At 65.3% G+C, this 18,933-nt stretch carries 18 protein-coding genes and 1 tRNA gene; 6 read left to right on the forward strand and 13 right to left on the reverse strand.

Going from position 1 to position 18,933, the window contains the following annotated elements:
• The first annotated feature begins 313 nt into the window (after positions 1-313).
• Genes cysT through LK540_RS15960 form a run of 4 tightly spaced genes read left to right on the forward strand, consistent with a single transcriptional unit; the run spans position 314 to position 4,060 of the window.
• Positions 314-1,150, forward strand: coding sequence for a sulfate ABC transporter permease subunit CysT (gene cysT / locus LK540_RS15945; RefSeq protein WP_229438289.1), 837 nt, complete (start codon positions 314-316; stop codon positions 1,148-1,150).
• Complete coding sequence (cysW, locus tag LK540_RS15950) at positions 1,147-2,058, forward strand: sulfate ABC transporter permease subunit CysW (protein ID WP_229438290.1); 912 nt, start codon at positions 1,147-1,149, stop codon at positions 2,056-2,058. The genes cysT and cysW overlap by 4 nt, the downstream gene beginning before the upstream one ends.
• Positions 2,055-3,128, forward strand: a complete 1,074-nt coding sequence (locus LK540_RS15955; protein WP_229438291.1) for a sulfate/molybdate ABC transporter ATP-binding protein — start codon at positions 2,055-2,057, stop codon at positions 3,126-3,128. Before cysW ends, LK540_RS15955 begins: the two co-directional genes overlap by 4 nt.
• Positions 3,125-4,060, forward strand: a complete 936-nt coding sequence (locus tag LK540_RS15960; protein WP_229438292.1) for a CysB family HTH-type transcriptional regulator — start codon at positions 3,125-3,127, stop codon at positions 4,058-4,060. The genes LK540_RS15955 and LK540_RS15960 overlap by 4 nt, the downstream gene beginning before the upstream one ends.
• Before the next feature lie 53 nt (positions 4,061-4,113).
• On the opposite strand, the gene LK540_RS15965 is transcribed toward LK540_RS15960, so the two are convergent.
• The 5 genes from LK540_RS15965 to LK540_RS15985 form a co-directional block, all read right to left on the reverse strand.
• Entirely contained in the window at positions 4,114-5,160 is a 1,047-nt protein-coding gene (locus LK540_RS15965) for an aldo/keto reductase (RefSeq protein ID WP_229438293.1), read from the reverse strand.
• Positions 5,161-5,163: 3 nt separating this feature from the next.
• The gene (locus LK540_RS15970; protein ID WP_229438294.1) at positions 5,164-6,201 is read right to left on the reverse strand and encodes a quinone-dependent dihydroorotate dehydrogenase; all 1,038 of its coding nucleotides are present in this window, start codon (positions 6,199-6,201) and stop codon (positions 5,164-5,166) included.
• A 65-nt stretch (positions 6,202-6,266) separates the two neighbouring features.
• Positions 6,267-6,995, reverse strand: a complete 729-nt coding sequence (locus tag LK540_RS15975; RefSeq protein WP_229438295.1) for an arginyltransferase — start codon at positions 6,993-6,995, stop codon at positions 6,267-6,269.
• Between the two features lie 78 nt (positions 6,996-7,073).
• Positions 7,074-7,796 carry a leucyl/phenylalanyl-tRNA--protein transferase gene (gene aat / locus LK540_RS15980; protein ID WP_229438296.1) on the reverse strand — a complete coding sequence of 241 codons (723 nt, stop codon included), beginning with the start codon at positions 7,794-7,796 and terminating at the stop codon, positions 7,074-7,076.
• 13 nt (positions 7,797-7,809) lie between these two features.
• Positions 7,810-8,400, reverse strand: coding sequence for an NUDIX hydrolase (locus LK540_RS15985; protein WP_229438297.1), 591 nt, complete (start codon positions 8,398-8,400; stop codon positions 7,810-7,812).
• Positions 8,401-8,583: 183 nt separating this feature from the next.
• Between LK540_RS15985 and LK540_RS15990 the strand changes: the two genes are divergently transcribed.
• A tRNA-Met gene (locus LK540_RS15990) sits at positions 8,584-8,660 on the forward strand.
• A gap of 195 nt (positions 8,661-8,855) precedes the next feature.
• A complete protein-coding gene (locus LK540_RS15995; RefSeq protein WP_229438298.1) occupies positions 8,856-9,269 on the forward strand; it encodes a T6SS immunity protein Tdi1 domain-containing protein in 414 nt (137 codons plus the stop codon).
• A gap of 39 nt (positions 9,270-9,308) precedes the next feature.
• On the opposite strand, the gene LK540_RS16000 is transcribed toward LK540_RS15995, so the two are convergent.
• The 8 genes from LK540_RS16000 to ileS all read right to left on the reverse strand — a co-directional run bounded on the left by LK540_RS16000 (position 9,309) and on the right by ileS (position 18,861).
• Positions 9,309-10,184: an AlkA N-terminal domain-containing protein gene (locus LK540_RS16000; protein WP_229438299.1), complete on the reverse strand. Its 876-nt coding sequence runs from the start codon at positions 10,182-10,184 to the stop codon at positions 9,309-9,311.
• Positions 10,184-11,077, reverse strand: a complete 894-nt coding sequence (locus LK540_RS16005) for a DMT family transporter (RefSeq protein WP_229438300.1) — start codon at positions 11,075-11,077, stop codon at positions 10,184-10,186. Before LK540_RS16005 ends, LK540_RS16000 begins: the two co-directional genes overlap by 1 nt.
• A 98-nt stretch (positions 11,078-11,175) precedes the next feature.
• Positions 11,176-12,186, reverse strand: a complete 1,011-nt coding sequence (locus LK540_RS16010; protein ID WP_229438301.1) for an XdhC family protein — start codon at positions 12,184-12,186, stop codon at positions 11,176-11,178.
• Positions 12,187-12,527: 341 nt separating this feature from the next.
• Entirely contained in the window at positions 12,528-13,613 is a 1,086-nt protein-coding gene (locus tag LK540_RS16015) for a M48 family metallopeptidase (protein WP_229438302.1), read from the reverse strand.
• Between the two features lie 13 nt (positions 13,614-13,626).
• Entirely contained in the window at positions 13,627-14,076 is a 450-nt protein-coding gene (gene dut / locus LK540_RS16020) for a dUTP diphosphatase (protein WP_229438303.1), read from the reverse strand.
• A 26-nt stretch (positions 14,077-14,102) separates the two neighbouring features.
• Positions 14,103-15,323, reverse strand: a complete 1,221-nt coding sequence (gene coaBC / locus LK540_RS16025) for a bifunctional phosphopantothenoylcysteine decarboxylase/phosphopantothenate--cysteine ligase CoaBC (RefSeq protein ID WP_229438409.1) — start codon at positions 15,321-15,323, stop codon at positions 14,103-14,105.
• Positions 15,324-15,362: 39 nt separating this feature from the next.
• Complete coding sequence (gene lspA, locus LK540_RS16030) at positions 15,363-15,881, reverse strand: signal peptidase II (RefSeq protein ID WP_229438304.1); 519 nt, start codon at positions 15,879-15,881, stop codon at positions 15,363-15,365.
• An 82-nt stretch (positions 15,882-15,963) separates the two neighbouring features.
• The gene (gene ileS / locus LK540_RS16035; RefSeq protein ID WP_229438305.1) at positions 15,964-18,861 is read right to left on the reverse strand and encodes an isoleucine--tRNA ligase; all 2,898 of its coding nucleotides are present in this window, start codon (positions 18,859-18,861) and stop codon (positions 15,964-15,966) included.
• Positions 18,862-18,933: the final 72 nt, after the last annotated feature.

An 18,933-nucleotide genomic window follows, 5' to 3' on the forward strand; every position in this document is an offset into this window, starting at 1 on the left:
TCCCATGCCGGCAATGGCGCGGTCAGGGCGTCTTGGATTGTGACTGTGGATAGATTTTCCACTTACTGTAAGTATAAAAGAAATTGTTATTAAGTAAAGCGGGTAAAGTGATTCTGTTGTAAAAATTAAATTTCCATGAGGAATTTTTCTGGCAGGTGTGGTCAGAAGAGGAGGGCGCCGGCGAGGTAGCGCCCAATCGTTAGCGTCCGGTTAATAGCGTATTCATCTATGCAAATGACGTTTCTTTCGTTTGTTTTATGAGTAGCAAGTGAGAATATGGACGCCTATTAGAAGAAAATGTAATAAGGCATCCATGAAAAAGCCACGCGCGCCCGGCCGGGTCATTCCCGGCTTCGGGCTCTCGCTCGGGTTCACGATCTTTTATCTCGCACTGATCGTGCTGATCCCGCTGTCCGCCGTGTTCCTGAACACCTTCACCATGAGCTGGGAAGCGTTCTGGCGCGCCGTCACCTCCGAGCGCGTGATCGCTTCCTATAAACTCAGCTTCGGCGCCTCGCTGATCGCGGCAAGTTTCAACGTCGTCTTCGGCGGCATCGTCGCCTGGGTGCTGGTGCGCTACCGCTTTCCCGGCAAGCGCTTCGTCGATGCCCTGGTCGATTTGCCGTTCGCGCTGCCTACCGCCGTGGCCGGCATTACCCTGACCTCGCTGTATTCGGCCAACGGCTGGATCGGCCAGTACCTCGATAAAGTCGGCATCAAGGTCGCCTTCACGCCGCTGGGCGTGGTGGTGGCGCTCACCTTCATCGGCCTGCCCTTCGTGGTGCGCACGGTGCAGCCGGTGCTGGAAGAAGCCGAGCGCGAACTGGAGGAAGCCGCCGCCAGCCTGGGCGCCAGCCCGCTGCAAACCTTCATTCGCGTGGTGTTGCCGGGCATCGTGCCGGCGCTGCTGACCGGCTTCGCGCTGGCATTCGCGCGCGCCACCGGCGAATACGGCTCGGTGATCTTCATCGCCGGCAACCTGCCGATGGTGTCGGAGATCACGCCGCTCTTCATCATCACCAAACTGGAGCAGTACGACTATGCCGGCGCCACCGCGATTGCGGTGGTGATGCTGATCTTCTCGTTCATCCTGCTCCTCACGATTAACTTGCTCCAGGCATGGACGCGCAAACGGGCAGGCAAGAAATGAGCGCCGTACTTGACAAACCAACCGTGGCCGCGCCACCGCACCATGTGCGCAGCGCGCCGGCCAACACCTTCGAGCCGCGCTGGGTGCGCTGGACGCTGATCGCCGTCGCGCTTGCTTTCCTGACGCTGTTCCTGTTCGTGCCGCTGGTGGCGGTGTTCACCGAAGCCCTGAAACGCGGCTGGGACACCTACATCGAAGCCATCCTCGACCCGGACGCGATTTCCGCCATCAAGCTGACCCTGATCGCGGCCGGCATCGCCGTGCCGCTGAACCTGGTGTTCGGCGTAGCAGCCTCGTGGGCGATTGCCAAGTTCGATTTCAAGGGCAAGAGCGTGCTGCTGACCCTGATCGATTTGCCGTTCTCGGTGTCGCCGGTGATCGCCGGCTTGATCTACGTGCTGCTGTTCGGCGCCCAGGGCTGGTTCGGCGAATGGCTGGCCGCGCACGACATCAAGATCCTGTTCGCGGTGCCGGGCATCGTGCTGGCGACCGTGTTCATTACCTTCCCGTTCGTGGCGCGCGAACTGATTCCGCTGATGCAGCAGCAGGGTACCGAGGAAGAAGAAGCGGCGCTGGTGCTGGGCGCCTCCGGCTGGCAGACCTTCTGGCGCGTGACGCTGCCGAACATTAAATGGGGCCTGCTGTATGGCGTGATCCTGTGTAACGCCCGTGCGATGGGCGAGTTCGGCGCCGTGTCCGTCGTGTCGGGCCACATCCGCGGCGAGACCAACACCATGCCGCTGCAGGTGGAAATCCTCTACAACGAATACAACTTCACGGCCGCGTTCGCGATCGCGTCGCTGCTGGCGCTGCTGGCGCTGGTGACGCTGGCCGTCAAATCCTTTATCGAATGGCGTCTGCACCAGTCCAGGAGTGGCGACGCCGGCACCACGGAGCGCACGCAATGACGATCGAAGTCCAACACATCCGCAAGCAGTTCGGCCAGTTCAAGGCGCTCGACGACGTTTCGCTGCAGTTCCCCGACGGCCAATTGACCGCCTTGCTCGGCCCTTCGGGCTGCGGCAAGACCACGCTGCTGCGCTGCATCGCCGGCCTCGAGCACCCGGATTCGGGCTCGGTGCTGCTGGACGGCCAGGATGCCTCGCACCGCCACGTGCGCGAGCGCCAGGTCGGCTTCGTGTTCCAGCACTATGCGCTGTTCAAGCACATGACCGTGTTCGAGAACGTGGCGTTCGGCCTGCGCGTCAAGCCGCGCAAGGAACGCCCGAGCGAAGCGCAGATCCGCGAGAAGGTGAAGCGGCTGCTGGAGCTGGTGCAGCTGGACTGGATCGCCGACCGCTATCCGCCGCAGCTGTCGGGCGGCCAGCGCCAGCGCATCGCCCTGGCGCGCGCGCTCGCCGTGGAGCCGCGCGTGCTGCTGCTCGACGAACCCTTCGGCGCCCTGGATGCCAAGGTGCGCAAGGAACTGCGCCGCTGGCTGCGCCGCCTGCACGACGAGCTGCACGTGACCTCGATCTTCGTGACCCACGACCAGGAAGAAGCGCTGGAAGTGGCCGACCAGGTGGTCCTCATGAACAAGGGCCGCGTCGAGCAGCTGGGCACGCCGGAAAGCGTGTACAACCAGCCGGCGTCGCCTTTCGTGTATGGCTTCCTGGGGAACGTGAACCTGTTCCACGGCCGCGTGCACGAGGGTGTGCTGGCCAGCGGCGACGCCCTGTTCGATGCGCCGCAGCTCAATGGCGTGAGCAATGCCGAAGGCATCGGCTACGTGCGTCCGCACGACCTGGACGTCGAGCGTTACACGCCGGGCCAGGAGGGCATCGTGGTCAAGCTGCGCCGCGCGCACGCCATCGGCCCGCTGGCCCAGCTCGACCTGGAGCGCGAAGACAATGCCCAGCTGATCGAAGCGGTGATTCCGAACGAGCGCTTTGCGCGCCTGGGCTTCAAGGAAGGCGAGACGCTGGTCGTGCGTCCGCGCCGCATCGAAGTGTTCGTCGACGGGGGAGGCGGCATATGAACTTCCAGCAGCTGCGCTCGGTGCGCGAAGCGGCGCGCCGCAACTTCAACCTCACCGACGTGGCCAATGCCCTGTTCACGTCGCAGCCCGGCGTGTCGCGCCAGATCCGCGAGCTCGAGGAAGAACTCGGCGTCGTTATTTTCGAACGCAACGGCAAGCGCCTGACCGGGCTCACCGCGCCCGGCAAAGGCATCCTGAAGATCGTCGAGCGCCTGCTGGTGGAGGCGGAAAACCTGGCGCAGGCGAGCCAGGAATTCGCCGACCAGGACAGCGGCACGCTGACGATTGCCGTCACCCACACCCAGGCGCGCTATGCGCTGCCGCAGGTGGTGCAGTCCTTCCGCAACGCCTTCCCGAACGTGCGCATCGCCCTGCAGCAAAGCGCGCCGGAGCACATCGCCGAATACGTGCTGTCGGGGCGGGCCGACATCGGCATCGCCACCGAGGGCCTGTCGGCGTTTCCGGACCTGGTGTCCTTCCCGTGCTACCGCTGGAGCCACGTGGTGGTGGCGCCGGACGGGCATCCGCTGCTGGCCAGCACGCCGCTGCGCCTGGAGGACCTGGCGAATTATCCCTTGATTACCTACGACGTCGGCTACACGGGCCGCGGCCACATCGACGAAGCCTTCCGCACGGCCGGGCTGTCGCCGGACATCGTGCTCACCGCCATGGATTCGGACGTCATCAAGCAGTACGTGTCGCTGGGGATGGGCGTGGGGATCATCGCCTCGATGGCGTTTGACCATGGACGCGACAAGGGCTTGCGGGCGGTGGAGTCCTCGCACCTGTTTGCGCCGAACGTCACGCGGCTGGCCGTGCGGCGCGGGGCCTACCTGCGGGCATATGCCTACCACTTCATCGAGCGGTTTGCGCCGGGGTTTACGCGCTCGGATATCGAGCGGACCTTGCAGGTGGAAGTCGAAGCAAGTTAATCGGCCCGCGCTGCTTACTGCCCGGGCTTACTGCACGGGCTTATTGCCCAAGATTACTGCCCGGGATTCGTGATGCGCGCGTGGATGGCATCGATCGCATCCGTCACCTCGCGCGACAACACGATCTCGGCCGCATCGATGTTCTCCTTCAGCTGCGCCAACGTGGTCGCCCCAATGATGGTCGCCCCCACGAACCAGCGCGAATAACACCAGGCCAGCGCCATCTGCGCCGGCGTCAAGCCGTTCGCCCTTGCCAGCGCCGCATATTCGCGAGTCGCTTCCAGCACGGCGGGCCGTACATAGCGCGGACTCCAGTTGGGCGGGAAGATCGTCAACCGCCCGTGCGCCTTCGGATCGTCGATGTACTTGGCGGTCAGCTGCCCAAAGGCGAGCGGGCTGTAGGCCAGCAAACTCACGTCTTCGCGGAAGCAGGTCTCGTCCAGCAGCGTGGTCTCGAATGCGCGCGCGGTCAGGTTGTACAGGTTCTGGATGGTGGCGATGCGCGGCAGGCCCTTCGTCTCCGCCTGCTTGATCCACTCGCTCACGCCCCACGGGCTTTCGTTCGACACGCCGATGTGGCGGATCTTGCCGGCCTTGACCAGTTCGTCCAGCGCACCCAGCGTTTCCTCGATCGGCACGCTGTTGCGTTCGCGCTTGGGATTGAAGCTGTTCGAGCCGAAGATCGGCACGTTCCGGCTCGGCCAGTGCACTTGGTACAGGTCGATGTAATCGGTCTGCAGGCGCTGCAAACTGGTCTCCACCGCCGCGCGCACGTTGGCCGCATCCAGGTCGTGGCCCGCGCCGCGGATCCAGGCCATGTTCGCATTCGGACCGGCGATTTTCGAGGCGATGACCACGTCGTCGCGCCGCCCGCGCCCCTTCAGCCAGCTGCCGATGAAGCGCTCGGTCGATCCTTGGGTTTCGGCGCGGCCCATGACTGGGTACATCTCGGCGGTGTCGATGAAATTGATCCCGCGTTCGAGCGCATAATCGAGCTGGGCGTGCGCATCACGCTCGGTGTTCTGCTCGCCGAAGGTCATCGTGCCCAGGCAGACCTTCGATACCTGCAAATCGCTGCGTCCCAAGCGTTTGCGTTCCATGTTTTATCCTCTCAAGGCATCCGCGCATTCGCGCACCAGCGCCGGGCCGCGGTAGATCAGGCCGCTGTACAGCTGCACCAGCTGGGCGCCGGCGTCCATCTTCGCCTTGGCGTCCGCACCCGACAGGATGCCGCCCACGCCGATGATCGGGATGTCGTCGCCGAGTTCCTTCTTCATCGCGCGCACCACGATGTTCGACAGATCGAACACCGGCATGCCCGACAGGCCGCCGGCTTCGTGGCCGTGGCGCAGGCCGACCACGTGGTTGCGGCTGAGCGTGGTATTGGTGGCGATCACGCCGTCGATCCGGTGGCGCAGCAGGGCGCCGGCGATGTTCTGGATCTGGTCGGCGTCGATGTCCGGGGCAATCTTCAGGGCCAGCGGCACGTAGCGGCCGGTGTCGTCGGCCAGGCGCGTCTGTTCCGCCTTCAGCTGGGCCAGCAGGTCGTCGAGTTCCGAGGCGCCCTGCAGCTGGCGCAGATTCTTGGTGTTCGGCGAGGAGATGTTCACCGTCACATAGCTCGCGTACGGGTAGACCTTGCGCAGGCAGTGCAGGTAATCCTCGGCCGCGCGCTCGATCGGCGTGTCGGCGTTCTTGCCGATGTTCAGGCCGAGCACGCCCTGTTTCTCCTGATGGAATTTCGAAGCTTGTACGTTGGCGACGAAGGCGTCGACGCCGCCGTTATTGAAGCCCATGCGGTTGATGATGCCTTGCGCGGCCGGCAGGCGGAACATGCGCGGCTTCGGGTTGCCGGCCTGGGCGCGCGGGGTGACGGTGCCGATCTCGATCGAACCAAAGCCGAGGGCGGCGAGGCCGTCGATGTAGGCGCCATCCTTGTCCAGGCCCGCCGCCAGGCCGACCGGGTTCGGGAAGGTGATGCCCATGACGGTGCGCGGATCGGACGCGGGCTTCCTGAACATGCCCGTCATGCCGCGCTCGGCGGCGCGGCGCAGGGCTGGCAGGGTCAGGTTGTGGGCGGTTTCAGCGGGCAGCGTAAACAGCAGGGGACGGGCGAGGGTGTACAGGAGTTTGTCGGACATGGAACGCTCGTAGAAAGGATCGCAAGCATTGTACCGTGTGTGAATGGCGTACCGACAATCCTTGCTTACCGTTCCAGTATCCCCCACTTGCCGCCGATGCGCGCTTCCAGAGGCCGGAAATTCGTTTTATACGCCATCTTCGGACTTTGCTCGATCCAGTAGCCGAGGTAGACATACGGCAGCCCCAGCTCGCGCGCCTGGCCCACCTGCCACATCACGTTATAGGTGCCAAAGGAGGCGCCCGGCACGTCGGGGTCGAAGAAGGTGTACACCGACGACAAGCCGTCGGACAGCACGTCGATGATCGACACCATGCGCAGCGTGCCGTCGGGTTCGCGGAATTCGACCAGGCGCGTGTTGACCCGGCTTTGCAGCAGGAACTGGGCGTACTGGTCGCGGCTGTCCTGGTCCATGCCGCCGCCGACGTGGCGCGTGGTCTGGTAGCGCAGGTAGAGCGCGTAGTGCTCGTCGGAGAAGGCGAGGTTGGCAACCATAGCGCTCAGGTCGCCATGGCGCTTCCAGGCACGGCGCTGGGTGCGGCTGGGAGCGAACTCGGCGCAGCGCACGCGCACCGGGATGCAGGCCTGGCAGCCGTCGCAATACGGGCGGTAGGTGAAGATGCCGCTGCGGCGAAAGCCGTTCTTCACGAGCTCGGAATACACGTCGGCATTGATCAGGTGCGAAGGCGTGGCCACCTGCGAGCGCGCCTGGCGCGCGTCGAGGTAGCTGCACGGATAGGGTGCGGTCGTATAGAACTGCAGCGTGGAGAAGGGCAGGTCGTTTAGGTGCGTCATGCAAGACTCTCGGGACGGCGTGATGGACCTATTCTAACGAAACCGGCGCTGCGCACAGTTAAGTGGTCAACCGTGCGCTCATGCGCCCAGCGGCGGCGCCACTTCCCAGCGTTCGATGCCCGGTTCGCGGATCGCGGACCGCAGATGCTGCAAAAAGGCGCTGCGCGCGATCGGCGCCGCGCCCAGCGAGGCCAGGTGGCCGGTCTCCTGCTGGCAGTCGATCATGCGCACGCCGTGCGCGCGCAGGAAGGACACCAGGTAGGCCAGCGCCACCTTCGAGGCGTCAGTGACGCGCGCGAACATCGATTCGCCATAGAACATGCGGCCGATGCACACGCCATAGGCGCCGCCGACCAGTTCGCCATCGAGCCAGACTTCCGACGAGTGCGCATGCCCCATCTCGTGCAGGCCGCCATAGCCGGCGATGATGTCCTCGGAAATCCAGGTGCCGGGCCCATCCTTGCGCGGGGCGGCGCAGGCGCGCATCACGGCCTCGAAGTCGCTGTCGAAGCGCACCTGCCAGGGGCCGCCGCTGGTACGGCTGCGCTCGACGCGGCGCAGGGTTTTCTTCAGGCTGTCGCTGACCTTGAAATGGTCGGTGTAGAGCACCATGCGCGGGTCGGTGCTCCACCAGAGGATGGGCTGGCCTTCGGAAAACCAGGGAAAGATGCCGTTGCGGTAGGCTTGCAGCAGGCGCTGCGGAGACAAGTCGGCGCCGGCCGCGAGCAGGCCGGGCGCATCGATGGTGAGCGCCTCGGACACATCGGGGAAGGGCGTATGCGCCTCGAGCCAGGGGATCATGCGGCCTCGCTGCTCAGTCGGGTTCGCGTGGGGCGATCATCGGGCGAACGATATCGTGGGTATGCACGCCATGGCCCACGTTCTTCCCGCCCTCGCGCATTTTGACGCGGTCGGCAAAGAACAGTTCCAGCGTCTTGCGAATCGTCGGGAAAGCCAGGTCGTCCCAGGGAATCTCGGCTTCGGTGAAGAGCTGCACTTCCAGGCTTTCCTCGCCGGGATGGAAATCGAGGTCGACCAGGCGCGCAAGATAGAACATGTGGACCTGGTGCACGTGCGCCACGTTCAGCAGGGCGAACAGGGGGCCGAGTTCGATGTTGGCGCCGGCTTCTTCCTCGGTTTCGCGCGCGGCCGCTTCGCCCGTGGTTTCGCCGTTTTCCATGAAGCCGGCCGGCAGGGTCCAGTAGCCGTAGCGCGGCTCGATGGCGCGCCGGCACAGCAGGACCTGCAGCTGTCCTTCGTGTTCCCAGACTGGAATGGTGCCGATCACGTTCTTCGGGTTCTGGTAATGGATGGTGCCGCATTGCGGGCACACATGGCGCGGCCGGTTGTCGCCCTCGGGGATGGCCAGCGCGACCGCGTGGCCGCACTCGGAACAGAATTTCATAGATAGTGACGAAAATGGACGTGTGCTTACTTTACACCGAATGGCCCCGGCTGTGCCGCGAGTGCAGCCCGGCAGTGGCGATCCGCCTGGCCACCGGAAGAAGCGTGTGTGCTGCAATCGCACATCGGCGGAGGATTGCATTTGCCTAAACGGCCGAAGCCGCGTATAATTCATTTCATCAGACGCGGGGTGGAGCAGTCTGGCAGCTCGTCGGGCTCATAACCCGAAGGTCACAGGTTCAAATCCTGTCCCCGCAACCAAATTCGAAGCCGTTGATTCCCTGGGATCAACGGCTTTTTCGTTTTCCAGTCGGAAAACACTCGATGTAAATCAAACACCCAGCGTTTCCACGGCACTTGCCGAGCCCGGTATTGTCGAACTGGAGACTGGCTCGGCTGTAGAAGCGCAGCGCGCCGGCGATTCCATGCTGATTGGAGCAAACAACGGACTCGACCATGATTACTGTTGACGACATCAACGAGGCCTGGGGCTGGGTGGGGCTGACCGCCGTCGAAGTGCTGGGCGCCAACGCCTTCGGCAATTTGATCATCCGCGACGCCGACGGCAGCTACTGGCGCCTGCGCCCGCAAGACCTGTGCTGCGAACCGGTGGCTGAAGACCGCGCCGCGTTCGACGCCTTGTCCTATAACCAGGATTTCCTGAACGACTGGTACATGCCGGAACTCGTGGACCTGGCCGAATCCACGCTCGGCCCGCTCACCGAAGACCGCACCTACTGCCTCAAGATTCCCAGCGCGCTCGGCGGGCACTACGGGCGCGAAAACCTGGCCACGGTGCCCTTGTCGCAATTGATCCGCTTCTCGGGGGAAGGCGCCCAGCACCTCGAAGGCCTGCCGCGCTGGTGTTGAATGGGTGTGTAGGGTGGGGACTCGTCCCCACCGGCCCCGCTACAAACTCGCCCACAAATACGCCGCCGCCATCGTCCGGTGCGGCGCATACGCCGCCAGCCAGGCCTGCGCCTGCGCGATCGACGGCTTCTCCGCCATGCCCTGCGCCCGTCCGATGGCGCTGCGTACCGCCACGTCCCCCTCGAGCGAACAATCCGCATAGCCATAGCCGCGCAGCAGCGTGTAGTTCACCGTCCAGGGTCCGATGCCCTTGATCGCCAGCAGTTGCGCCGCGCTGCCCTGTGGATCGTCGTTCAAACGCAAATCGAGTTCGCCATCCGCCGCCATGCGCGCCACGCGCAACAGCGTTTCCGCCTTCGCGCGCGAAAACTTGCGGCTGGTAAGCGTGTCGAGCGCAAGCCGCGCGACGTCCGCAGCCTCCGGATAACACCACAGCCCGCTGCTGTGCGGCCGGCCCGCCTGCCCGATAAAACTGCGGCGCAGGCTGATGGCAAACGGCAGATTGATCTGCTGGCCGATGATGGCCCAGGTCAGCGCCTCGAACACCGTCGCCGATTGCACGATGCGCAGGCCCGGCAGATGCTCGACCAGTGGACCGAAGAAGACATCACCGCGCACGAATGCGGCAAACGGCGCCGGATCGATGCGCAGGGCCAGCATGCTGCGCAGCGCTTCCCCGGCAAGTACCTGCGTGGCTGCGTCGAGCTCGCCATCCGCCTCGATGCGGCAGCGCGCCTCGTCATCGAGGAAGTCCACGGTGAACAGCAGCGGCACCCCGCCCAGCAGCACCGCCTTGCGCAGGGTGCGGCCGCTGACCTGTTCGGCCAATCCTTCCGCATCGCGCGCATGGAAAGCCAGCACCTCGTCCACCCGGTATTGCGGCGGCAGCGCCAGGGACAAGGTTTGCGTGGACATTACTTGCCTGCGCCGGCCACCGCGGTGCGACCCAGGCGCGGCACGAAGCCGGTCACCAGCGCCGTTCCCACCAGCACGATGCCGGAGCCGGCCAGCGTATGCCAGCCCACCGCTTCACCCAGGAACAGCGCGCCCCACAGGATGCCGAACACCGGGTTCAGGAAGGTCACCGTCAGCGCCGAGGTCGGGCCGACATCGTCGATCAGCTTGAAGTAGATCAGGTAAGCGATGCCGCTGCACAGCACGCCCAGCGCCAGCACTGCGGCCCAGACGCCCGGCGTGGGCGTTGCCGGTGCAGGGAAGAAGGGCAGCGCCGGCAGCACGAACAGGGCCGCCGCCCACATGGTGCCATGGGCATTTGCGAACGGATCGACGCTCTTGGCCGACTTGGCGTACAGGCTGGCGATGCCGTAGCACAGCGCCGCCGCCAGCGCGGCAGCCACGGCCAGCGCGGCGCCCGGACGGCTCGACACATCGTCGAAGCCGACCAGCAGGGCCACCCCGGCCGTGCCCAGCACCAGGCCGAGGCCGGTGCGCGGCGTGATGGTCCCGCGGCCCCAGAGCGCGCCGAGCAGGGCGCCCCACATCGGCGCGGTGGCGTTCAGCACCGACAGCACCGAGGCGCTCAGGGTGCGCGCGCCCCAGGCGAACAGCAGGAAGGGCAGGGCGGAATTGAAGAAGCCCAGCATCAGGTAATGCTTCCAGTTGGCGCGGATGTCGAGGCGCTTGCGCAGCACCAGGCCAACCAGGGCCAGGAACAGGGCGGCGAACAGTACCCGGTATTCGATCAGCACGGCAGGCCCGAGCACCGGGGCGCCGATGCGCATGAAGAGGAAGGAGCCGCCCCAGATGGCGGCGAGCAGCAGCAGACGCAGGAAGTTGGACGTGTTCATGTTGTTATTGTCGGCAAAGGCGGGGGCAAAGGCGCATCGTGACGCGCGCTGCCGTGGCGCGCATCCCTGTTATTGCTCTGGAATTGTAGCCGCTCGCTTCAGATAGCGCAGATGTCGGTGCCGGCCGGCTGCGGCGCGGCCGCATGCGGCACCAGCATCGCTTGCGGCACGCCGTTCTTGATGGCCGTCATTTCGGCCAGGATGGCAATCGCGATCTCGGCCGGGGTCTTGCTGCCGATGTACAGGCCGATCGGGCCATGCAGGCGATCGAGCTGTTCGTCGTCCAGGTCGAATAGTTTCAGGCGCTCGCGGCGGCGCGCATTGTTGACGCGCGAGCCGATCGCGCCCACATAAAAGGCGTCGGACTTCAGCGCTTCCATCAGGGCCAGGTCGTCGAGCTTGGGGTCGTGGGTCAGCGCCACCACGGCGCAGCGCGCATCGAGGCGCGATTCGATGACCAGGTCGTCGGGCATGGCGTGCACCAGCTCCACACCCGGCACATTCCAGTCGGCGCGGTATTCCTCGCGCGGGTCGCAGACGATGACGCGGTAATCCATGCCGCTGGCCACTTGCGCCAGGAAGCGCGACAAGGGACCTGCGCCGATGATGAACAGGCGCCAGCGCGGGCCGTGCACGGTGACCAGGGCTTCGTGCTCGACGCGCAGCACGGCGTTCGGGGCGGCCGGGCTGAGCGTGACCACGCCCGTGTTCAGGTCGATGCGGCGTTCCAGCAGTTCGCCGCCTTCGAGGCGATGCAGCAGTTCGCCGATGCCGCTGGCGGCGCTCAAGGGTTCGATGGCCAGCTCGATGGTGCCGCCGCAGGGCAGGCCGAAGCGGTGGGCGTCGTCGGCGCTGATGCCGTAGCTGACGATGTGCGGTTTGGCCTCGGGCGAGATGCCCTTGGCGCGCACGTTCTCGATCAGGTCGTCCTCGATACAGCCGCCGGAAACCGAGCCGATCACGCGGCCATCGTCGCGCACGGCGAGGGTGGCGCCGATCGGACGCGGGCTCGAGCCCCAGGTCTTGATCACCGTGACCAGTTCGCAGCGGTGGCCCGCGGCGATCCAGCTGGCGGCGGTTTTCAGTACGTCGAGGTCGAGGCTGTCCATGGTTCAGGGTGCTGGCGCTTGTGCAGTATGGATGACAATCATACAAAAAAAGCGGGCAGGGTGTCGGCGGGGAGGATGGGGCAGCGGGTCTTTCCTTTGGATGCGCAGGCAGAGCGATGGCTGCGCGGCCTGAAGATGGCCAACACCGGGCGAATGTTCGCGTGGGCACGGGGTGCCCACCGTACGAGCATGGCCAACGATATTTGCAAATGGCCCGGTACGCTAACCGTACGGTGGGCACCCCGTGCCCACGCGGAACGATGCGTCATGTTGGCGCGATTTGAACGTGAAAACGTGCCAACCCGGCCGCGTCCCCATGAAGGACACGCGGCCTCCAACGATCAAGGCGCAATCGCCCTTTTCGCCGCCCGCTTCGCCTTCACATCCGCCACCGCCGCATCGATCGCCGCCAGCCTCGCCGCCATGCCCGGGTGGTTCGCGGTATGCCCGTTCGCCACGCTGGCCGGGTAGGCTGCCGCGAAGCGCTTCCAGAACGCCGACACGCCTTCGATGTTGTAGCCGGCGCGCGCCAGCAGGTAAATCGCCAGGCGGTCCGCCGCCGCGTCCGATCCGGCCGGCATGGCCTTGATGCCGGCGGAGCCGTTCAGCATCGACAGGTCCGGCGTCACGCGCGTGAGGTTGGTGATCACGCTGTCGATGGTAGCGGAATTGCGCTGCGCCGCCGGGTGGCCCAGCATGTTGTGCGCCATGGTGCGCGCCAGCACGTAGGCCAGCTCGTCGTCGCTCCTGGCCGCGGCGATCATGCCGCGCGTGACCATCACCCGGCCGCCGTCGGCATATGCGTTCACGTTGTCCGCATTGCCCAGTTCAATGGCAAAGCTGCAGGCGCGCGTGACCGGGATGGTCAGCTCGCGCGTGCGGCCGTCGCGCTCGATCGTGAACGGCAAATTCGACTGCGCCGCCACCAGCGGGCCGAACACGGCGCCGACGGTGCTCGGGGCGGTCGGCCCGGTCGGCAGCGGCTTGCCGCCGGCCGAGACCAGGCCGTCGCCCAGGCGCAGGCCGGCTTTCGCCGCGCCGCTGCCGGCCAGCACGCCGGTCACCTGCAGGCGTTCATCCATGCCGAAGGCCACGTGCGCGGCCTCGTTGTATTCGCCCGGGTAGGAGTAACGGTTCTTGGCGGTAAAGCCGAGCAGGTTGCGCGCGTGGCGCGTGCAGAGCTCGGCATTGTCGATCAGCAGCGGCGCGGCCACGCGGTACAGGCGGTCCTGCAGTGCTGCCATTTTAGTGAGCGTGTCGGCCGCGGCGGCCATTTGCGGGGTGAGCGGCTGGGCCTGCGGCGTTTCGGTGGCGGCATTCGGGAAGCCGCCGGTCTGGCCACCGGGGCCTGGCGTGGCGCAGGCGCTCAGCAGCGCGGCGACGGTAACGGCCAGCGCCGCAGGGCGCAGGCGATGGATGCGGATCATGGTCCTCCTCGGGTTATTGTTTTCCGGTGCTGCCGAACCCGCCGGCGCCCCGTTCGCTGGATGCGAACTCCTCTACCACGTTGAAGCCAACCTGCAGGACAGGCACGATCACCAGCTGGGCCAGACGGTCGAGCGGCTGCAGCGTGAAGCTGGCAGCGCTGCGGTTCCAGGTCGACACCATGAGCTGGCCCTGGTAGTCGGAGTCGATCAAGCCTACCAGATTGCCCAGAACGATGCCGTTCTTATGGCCGAGCCCACTGCGCGGCAGGATCATTGCCGCATAACCCGGATCGGCGACATGGATTGCCAGGCCGGTCGGGATCAGGACGGTCTGGCCCGGCTCGATGACGAGCGGCGCATCGATGCAGGCGCGCAGGTCGAGGCCGGCGCTGCCGGGGGTTGCATAGGCCGGCAGCAGTTCCTTCATGCGCGGGTCGAGGATTTTGACGTCGATGGTTTTCATGCGTGTTACTTCGTGAATCGGTGAATTTAAGTCAGCAGCGAGCGCTGTTCGAGGCGCTTGCCGATTTCGGAAACCAGCTGGCGCGCCAGCGTGAGCTTGTCGGCGCGCGGCAGCACGGTGTGGCCGCTGTCGTCGAACAGGACGATGGAATTCTCATCCTGCCCGAAGGTGTGGTGGCCGATGTTGCCGACCAGCAGAGGAATCCCCTTCTTTTCGCGCTTGGCGGCGCCATACTCGACCAGGTTTTCCGACTCCGCCGCAAACCCGACGCAGTAGGGCCAGCCCGACAGCGAGGTGGTCGCCGCCACCGCGGCCAGGATGTCCGGGTTCTGGGCGAATTCCAGCTGGGGCGGGGCGCCGCCTTCCTGCTTTTTGAGCTTCTGTTCGCTGGCATTCACCACGCGCCAGTCGGCCACCGCCGCCACGCCGATGAACACGTGCTGGCCTTCCACGCCCGCCATCACCGCGTCGTGCATCTGCGCCGCCGACAGCACGTCGATGCGGCGCACGCCGTGCGGCGTGGCCAGGGCGGTCGGGCCGGACACCAGCGTCACTTCGGCGCCGGCTTCGCGCGCGGCGCGGGCAATCGCATAGCCCATCTTGCCCGAGGACAGGTTCGTGATGCCGCGCACCGGGTCGATCGCCTCGAAAGTCGGGCCGGCCGTGATCAGGACGCGCTTGCCGGCCAGGACTTTCTGCTGGAAGGAAGCGACCAATTCTTCAAGCAATTGCTCGGGTTCCAGCATGCGGCCCAGGCCGACTTCGCCGCAGGCCTGCTCGCCGGCCGCCGGGCCGAAGATGCAGGCGCCATCGCCTTGCAAGGTGGCGACGTTGCGCTGGGTGGCCGGGTTCTGCCACATCTCGACGTTCATCGCCGGGGCGACGAGCAGCGGCACGCCGTGCGGACGCGCCAGGCACAAAGTCGAGAGCAAATCGTCGCAGGCGCCGTGCGCGAGTTTGCGGATGAAGTCGGCCGAGCAGGGCGCGATCAGCACGGCATCGGCGCCGCGCGTGAGGTCGATGTGCGCCATGTTGTTCGGCATGCGCGGGTCCCATTGATCCAGCCAGACCGTGTTGCCCGACAGGGCCTGCATGGTGACCGTGCCGATGAAATGGGTCGCCGCTTCGGTCATTACGACCTGCACTTTCGCGCCCTGTTTCGTCAGCGCGCGGCACAGTTCGGCCGCCTTGTAGCAGGCCACGCCCCCGGACAGGCCGAGGACGATTTTCTTGCCTTGCAAGTCCATGCTCATGTCAGCCTCCTTCAGTGTTGATTCAGTTCTTGCTCAGTTTTTATTTACGCGGCGCAGCTCGTCCAGGATGAACAGCGCGGCGCCGATCGAGATGCCGATGTCGGCCACGTTAAAGGCCGGGAAGTGGCCCCAACCGCGCCAGTAGAAATCCAGGAAATCGATCACGTGGCCATAGGCGACGCGGTCGATCACGTTGCCCACGGCGCCGCCCAGGATCAGGGCCAGCGACCAGCAGAACAGGCGCTGGCCGGCGTTACGCTTGAGCAGATACAGGATGAAGCAGATCGCACCGATGGCAATCGCGGTGAAGAACCAGCGCTGCCAGCCGCCCTGGTCGCCCAGGAAGGAAAAGGCCGCTCCCGGGTTATACACCAGCACCAGGTTGAAGAAGCTCGTCACCGGCAGGGTCTCGCCATAGGTGAACAGCTTCGAGACGGTGATCTTGGTCAGCTGGTCGACCAGCACGACGAGAAAGGCGATGCCCAGCCATGGGGCGATGCCGGCGCCGGATTTGTGGATCGTGGAAATGCCTGGTTTCTTCTTGGTTGCCATGGGCTTGTTTGCGAAAGATTAAGGAATCAGATGTAAAAAAACCGCCATGCCGGGTACGACATGGCGGTTGCTTGACTACAGCTTACGCGAAACGGCGTGCTTCGCCCTTGCCGAACAGGTTCGCCACGCAGCGGCCGCACAGGCCAGCGTGCGCGTGGTCGACCCCGACGTCGCGGCGGTAGTGCCAGCAGCGCTCGCACTTCTGCGCTTCCGACGGCGTCACCTGCACGCTTTCCTCTTCCTCGTTGGCTGCCTGCTCGACGCTGGCCTGCGAGGTGATGAAGACGAACTTCAGGTCGTCGTCCAGGCTGGCCAGCAGGTCGTGCTTCTCGCCGGCGGCCTTGATGGTCAGCTCGGCCTGCAGCGAGGAGCCGATGGCGCCCGAGGCGCGCACTTCTTCCAGCTGCTTGGTCACATCCGCACGCACCGCACGCAGCTGGGTGTACTTCGCCAGCAGCGCTTCGGCATCGGCTTGCTCAGGGAAGTTCCACAGCGTTTGCGTGAAGATGGTCTCGTCGCTGTCAGCAAAGGTCTGCTGGCCCGCGAACACGGCCCAGGCTTCCTCGGCGGTGAAGGACAGGATCGGCGCCATCACGCGCAAGAGCGAATGGGCGATGTGCCACAGCGCGGTCTGGGCCGAGCGGCGCGCGACCGAATCCACGCCGGTGGTGTACAGGCGGTCCTTCAGGATGTCGAGGTAGAAGCCGCCCAGGTCTTCCGAGCAGAAGTTCTGCAGGCGCGAGACCACCGGGTGGAACTCGTAGCGCTCGAAGTGGGCGGCGATATCGCGCTGCAGGCGCGCCGTTTCGGCCAGCGCGTAGCGGTCGATCTCGAACATGTCGGCCACCGGCACGGCGTTCACTGCCGGGTCGAAGTCCGAGGTGTTCGCCAGCAGGAAGCGCAGCGTGTTGCGGATGCGGCGGTAGGCTTCGGTGACGCGCTTCAGGATTTCTTCGCTGATCGCCAGTTCGCCGGTGTAGTCGGTCGAGGCCACCCACAGGCGCAGGATATCGGCGCCCAGGCTGTCCGAGATCTTTTGCGGCGCCAGCGTGTTGCCCAGCGACTTCGACATCTTCTTGCCGTTTTCGTCGACCGTGAAGCCGTGGGTCAGCAGCGCTTTATATGGCGGCACGCCATTCAGCATGGACGAGGTCAGCAGCGACGAGTGGAACCAGCCGCGGTGCTGGTCCGAGCCTTCCAGGTAGAGATCGGCCGGGAAGGCGGACTGCTCCTTGTGCGAGCCGCGCAGTACGGTCTGGTGGGTGGCGCCCGAGTCGAACCAGACGTCCAGCGTGTCCTTGTTCTTCTCGTAGATGTCGGCGTCGTCGCCCAGCAGGTCGCGCGCATCCAGCGCCTGCCAGGCGTCGATGCCGCCTTCCTCGATCAGCTTGGCCACCTGCTCCAGCAGCTCAGGCGTGCGCGGGTGCAGGGCGCCGGTTTCCTTGTGGATGAAGAAGGCCATCGGCACGCCCCACTGGCGCTGGCGCGACAGGGTCCAGTCCGGACGGTTCTCGATCATGCCGTGCAGGCGCGCCTGGCCCCAGTCCGGGAAGAACTGGGTCTTCTCGATGCCGGCCAGCGCGGTTTCGCGCAGGGTGGCGCCGCCGTCCTTCGGCGTGATGTCCATGCCGGCGAACCACTGGTTGGTGGCGCGGTAGACGATCGGGGTTTTATGGCGCCAGCAGTGCATGTAGCTGTGGTCGAACATCTTGAGTTCAAACAGGGCGCCGGCGCCGCGCAGGGCGTCGCAGATGGGTTTGCTGGCTTCCCAGATGGTCATGCCGCCGAACAGCGGCAGGCTGCCCGCAAAGCGGCCGTCGCCCATCACCGGGGTCAGGATCTCGTCGTCCTTCATGCCGTGCGCTTTGCACGAGATAAAGTCTTCCAGGCCGTAGGCAGGGGCTGAGTGGACCACGCCGGTGCCGCTGTCGGTGGTCACGTAGTCGGCCAGGTAGACCGGCGAAGTGCGGTCGTAGAAGGCGTCCTGCGCGTGCAGCGGGTGCTTGAAGCGGATGCCTTCCAGCTTGTCGCCCGTCGTCGTGGCGATCACGGTGCCTTCGAGCTTGTAGCGCTCCAGGTTCGATGCGACCAGGTCTTGCGCCAGGATCAGGAGCAGGGGCTGACCGTCACGCTCGGCTTGCACCAGCGCGTAGGTCACTTCCGGGTTCACGTTCAGTGCCTGGTTCGACGGGATCGTCCATGGGGTGGTGGTCCAGATCACGATGAAGCCGTTCATGGTCGGCAACTGCGGCAGGCCGAAGGCGGCGGCGAGTTTCTCGCCTTCCGCGAACGGGAAGCCGACGTCGATTGCCGGGTCGCGCTTGTCCTGGTATTCGACTTCCGCCTCGGCCAGGGCCGAACCGCAGTCGAAGCACCAGTTGACCGGCTTCAGGCCGCGGTAGACGTAGCCCTTGTCGAGCAGCTTGCCGAGGGCGCGCAGCTCGTCGGCCTCGTTACCGTAAGCCATGGTCATGTAGGGGTTTTCCCATTCGCCGAGCACGCCCAGGCGGATGAAGCCGGCGCGCTGGCGGTCGATCTGTTCCAGTGCGTAGGCGCGGGCTTTCTGCAAGACTTCGGCGGTCGGCAGGTTCTTGCCGTACAGTTTTTCGATCTGGATCTCGATCGGCATGCCGTGGCAGTCCCAGCCCGGCACGTAAGGCGCGTCGAAGCCGGCCATGGTACGCGACTTGACGACCATGTCCTTGAGGATCTTGTTCACGGCGTGGCCGAGGTGGATGTCGCCGTTCGCATACGGCGGACCGTCGTGCAGGATGAACTTTGGACGGCCGGCCGCTGCCTTGCGGATGCGCTTGTAGATCTGCTTGTCCTGCCACTGTTTCACCCAGCCCGGCTCGCGCTTGGCGAGGTCGCCGCGCATCGGGAACGGGGTGTCGGTCATGTTGACCGGGTATTTGCTCTCAGGCTTCTTGGCGCCTTTCTGGGCAGGGGCATTCTGGACGGGTTTGCTGTTTTCGGACATATGCTTTTTTCAGTAGGAGTATTCGGTGTTGGCTGCGCTGGCATGGCGATGCTGGTCGCGCCAGTTCAGGCA

Origin of the sequence: Massilia sp. IC2-278 (assembly GCF_020708045.1) — a bacterium.
Lineage (GTDB): Bacteria > Pseudomonadota > Gammaproteobacteria > Burkholderiales > Burkholderiaceae_D > Telluria.